Origin of the sequence: Salipiger sp. HF18, from assembly GCF_011806505.1 — a bacterium.
GTDB lineage: Bacteria > Pseudomonadota > Alphaproteobacteria > Rhodobacterales > Rhodobacteraceae > Salipiger > Salipiger thiooxidans.
In genome coordinates, this window is sequence record NZ_JAATOS010000575.1 from 1 (window position 1) to 2348 (window position 2348).

Consider the following 2348-nt stretch of genomic DNA (forward strand, 5'->3'; position numbering starts at 1 on the left):
CCTTCATCCTCTCCGACACCGCGCCCGGATCGGCGCTGCATGGCGCCATCGACAGCTTTGCCACCGCCCCGGATTGCAAGCGCCGGGTCATCGACGTCTCGGGCGACGGCACGCCGAACTCGGGCAGCCCCACCGCCGGCGCCCGCACCCGGGCCGAACGCGAGGGCATCACCGTCAACGGGCTCGCCATCGAGGCGCCCGGCCACGGGGTCGCCATCACCAACTTCTACCGCCGTGCGCTGATCACCCGGAACGGCTTCGTCATCACCTCGCGCGGGCACCGCGCCTTTGCCGAGACGCTCCGGCGCAAGATGCTGCGGGAAGTCTCGCGTGTCACCGGCTGAGACACCGCGCCGTCACACGCCCGTCACATCCCGCGGTCAAACCGCCGTCATGCCATCGTTTTCCCTCCTCTTCCGCGACTTCGGACGGATCGGCGTCCTGAGCTTCGGCGGCCCCGCCGCGCAGATTGCGCTGATGCATCGCGTGCTCGTGGAAGAGCGCGCCTGGCTCACCGAGAAGCAGTTCCTCTCGGCGCTGTCCTTCTGCATGCTGCTGCCCGGCCCCGAGGCGATGCAGCTCGCCACCTACGCCGGCTGGCGCCTGCGCGGCACCGCGGGGGGCCTGCTCGCGGGCGCGCTCTTCGTGCTGCCCGGCGCGCTGGTGATCGCCGCACTGGCGGCGCTCTACGCGCTCTACGGCACCCGCCCCGAGACCGAGGCGCTGATGCTCGGCGTCAAGGCCACGGTGGTGATCATCGTGCTGCAGGCGCTGCTGCGGCTGCGGCGCAAGGCGCTGAACGGGCGCGCCGCGGCGGTGATCGCCGCACTCTCCTTCGCGGCGCTCTACCTTTTCCAGGCGCCCTTCCCGCTGGTGATCGCAGCGGCTGGGCTCTGGGGCTGGCTAAGCTCGCGAGATGCCGTGACCGAGCCCGCAACGCCGACCGGACACGCCGCCCCCACCCTGCCCCGCATCGCGCTCTGGGCCGGGCTCTGGCTGATCCCGCTGCCGCTCCTGTGGCTGGCGGGCGAGACGCTGCTCTTCGACCTCGGACTGTTCTTCGCCAAGCTCGCCGTGGTCTCGTTTGGCGGCGCCTACGCGGTGCTGGCGTGGATGGCACAGGAGGTGGTGCAGATCCGCGGCTGGCTGACGCCAGAGCAGATGGTCGACGCGCTGGGGCTGGCCGAGACCACGCCGGGACCGCTCATCCTCGTGACCCAGTTCACCGGACAGCTGATCGGCCACGAGGCGGGAGGCTGGGGCATGGCGCTCGCCGCGTCGGCGCTGACGCTGTGGATGACCTTCCTGCCCTGCTTCCTGTGGATCTTCGCCTTCGCCCCGCATCTCGAGCGGCTGCTGGCGAGACCGCGGCTTCAGGGTGCGCTCACCGCGATCACCGCGGCGGTGCTCGGCGTCATCGCCAACCTGTCGCTGTGGTTCGCGCTCCACGTGTTTTTTGCGGAAACCGCAGTTGCTCCGTCGCCGCTCACCGCGACCCTGCCGGTGCTGCCGAGCCTGCGCCCCGAGGCGGTGGCGCTGACCGCGCTCGCGGCCCTGCTGCTATTGGGCCTGAAGCGTTCCGTGCCGCTCACGCTGGTGCTGACGGCGCTTGCAGGATGGGGGCTCGGGGCGCTCTGAGACAGCCCGCGCGCCGTGGTCCGTGCGCAGAACTACGCCTATACGGGAGGTTGTGCGCCGGTCCCGAACCAATGCGCCACGACGGGGCGTGATGGCATGGCCGGGGCGAAATTTCCGGTCGCGGAGTCTTTTCCTCGCCGTGGAATCGAATAAGGTGGCGGGACAGACCACAAGGATTTGTGCCATGTCCGGCGGCATCGACTACGGAAATCTCATGCACCGCGCCATGCGCGGGCTCATTCACGACGTTCTCACCGACGTCATGAATCGCGGACTGCCGGGCGAGCATCACTTCTTCATCACCTTCGACACCCAGCATCCCGACGTGGAGCTGGCCGACTGGCTCTCGGATCGCTATCCGGGTGAGATGACGGTGGTGCTCCAGCACCGCTTCGACGATCTCGAAGTGACCGAGGAAGGCTTCGCGGTGACCCTCAGTTTCGGCGAGGCGCCCGAGCGTCTCTACATCCCCTACGACGCGATCAAGACCTTCGTCGACCCCTCGGTCGAGTTCGGGCTCCGGTTCGAGACCCACGAGGAAGAGGACGACGACGAGGACGATCCCACCCCGCCCGATGGCGGTCCGGACGGCCCGGGCGATCGCGAGCCCCAGCAGGACGCCGAGGTGGTTCGCCTCGACGCGTTCCGAAAGAACTGACGGAGCGGCGCCGGTGGTCGGCCCAGAGGGAAACCGCCGCGCCTCTCCGCAG

3 protein-coding genes are annotated in these 2348 nt (G+C 69.4%); all 3 read left to right on the forward strand.

Going from position 1 to position 2348, the window contains the following annotated elements; genetic code table 11:
• Positions 1-344 (forward strand): DUF1194 domain-containing protein (locus HC022_RS24310; RefSeq protein ID WP_167454109.1); only part of this gene is annotated, 344 nt, incomplete at its 5' end.
• Between the two features lie 49 nt (positions 345-393).
• Positions 394-1638, forward strand: coding sequence for a chromate efflux transporter (chrA, locus tag HC022_RS24315; RefSeq protein WP_167454110.1), 1245 nt, complete (start codon positions 394-396; stop codon positions 1636-1638).
• A 184-nt stretch (positions 1639-1822) separates the two neighbouring features.
• Complete coding sequence (locus tag HC022_RS24320; RefSeq protein ID WP_008885884.1) at positions 1823-2296, forward strand: SspB family protein; 474 nt, start codon at positions 1823-1825, stop codon at positions 2294-2296.
• The last annotated feature ends 52 nt before the right edge of the window (positions 2297-2348 follow it).

Coding starts and splice junctions, on each gene's coding strand:
- chrA (WP_167454110.1), top strand. CDS start 394: ATGCCATCGTTTTCCCTCCTCTTCCGCGACTTCGGACGGATCGGCGTC.
- HC022_RS24320 (WP_008885884.1), top strand. CDS start 1,823: ATGTCCGGCGGCATCGACTACGGAAATCTCATGCACCGCGCCATGCGC.